We start from the raw sequence: 1,209 nt of genomic DNA, 5'->3' as shown, positions 1-1,209 counted from the left end.
TGTAAGCACACCTGTTTTAGTTCCACGCACTTTTTGAGATTTCCGGGGTTTCAGCCATCAGCCGGTATTCTTCCGGCGTCAGATTATTCAGCGATTCATGGGGACGCTCGCTGTTATATTCATACAGCCAGCGCTCTGTAATTTCCCTCACTTCATTCAGTGTTCTGAACAGGTAAAAATCCAATATTTCTGTTCGGTACGTCCGGTTAAAACGTTCAATAAAGGCATTCTGTGTTGGCTTGCCCGGTTTAATAAATTCCAGTGCTACACCATGCTCTTCCGCCCATTGCGCCAGCGTCAGCGAGACCAGCTCTGGACCGTTATCCATCCGCATCTTTAGCGGATATCCTCGGTTTGCCACTATCCTGTCCAACACCCGAACAACGCGTTGTGCCGGGATATTCAGGTCAATTTCTATCGCCAGCACTTCACGATTAAAATCATCCACCACGTTGAACGTGCGAAAACGCCTGCCACACACCAGTGCATCATGCATAAAATCCACTGACCAGCTCTGATTCTGGTGTTCCGGGGCCACCAGTGGTGCGGGATTACGCACAGGCAAACGCTGCTTTCCCTTACGACGAAAATTCAGTTTCAGTAAGCAATAAATACGATGAACGCGTTTATGATTCCATGCATGACCCTGCCTGCGTAGCTTCTGGAACAACTTCTTGAAGCCGTATCGCGGATAGCGTTCAGCCATGTCGGTCAGCGCCTGAATGACCGGCTCATCACGCCGGGTGTCGGGCTGGTAAAAATACACCGTCCTGCTCAGCGATAACGTCCTGCATGCCTGGCGGATGCTCATCGTAAATTGCGCGGTCAGGTAACTGACGAGCTCACGCTTTATCACTGGTTTTAAAGCTTTTTTTCAATAACATCTTTGAGTGCACGGCACTCCAGACTCAGATCGGCAAACATCTGTTTCAGCCGCCGGTTTTCGTCCTCCAGATCTTTCATCTTTTTGATATCAGATGCTTCCATACCACCAAATTTGGCTTTCCAGTTGTAGTACGAGGCCTCGGATATCCCCGCTTCGCGACAAACGTCTTTGACGGTACGTCCGGCTTCAACGGACTTCAACACGGCGATGATCTGGTGCTCGGTAAATCGGGCTTTGCGCATAGCGATCTCCTCAACGGAACATAATCAGTATGTCGGAAGATCTCTAAAAGTGAATGGTTCGGTTTACCGGGATACTTACAT

1 protein-coding gene is annotated in these 1,209 nt (G+C 49.2%); it reads right to left on the bottom strand.

Annotated features, from left to right (window positions below):
• Nucleotides 1-16: 16 nt before the first annotated feature.
• A protein-coding gene (locus tag DDA898_RS14365) for an IS3 family transposase (RefSeq protein ID WP_107768155.1) occupies nucleotides 17-1,128 on the bottom strand; the annotation gives its coding sequence in 2 pieces (ribosomal slippage) (nucleotides 17-867 and nucleotides 867-1,128; 1,113 coding nt in all).
• Nucleotides 1,129-1,209: the final 81 nt, after the last annotated feature.

Origin of the sequence: Dickeya dadantii NCPPB 898, assembly GCF_000406145.1 — a bacterium.
Classification (GTDB): Bacteria; Pseudomonadota; Gammaproteobacteria; order Enterobacterales; family Enterobacteriaceae; genus Dickeya; species Dickeya dadantii.
This window is presented reverse-complemented; position numbering and strand designations above follow the sequence as displayed.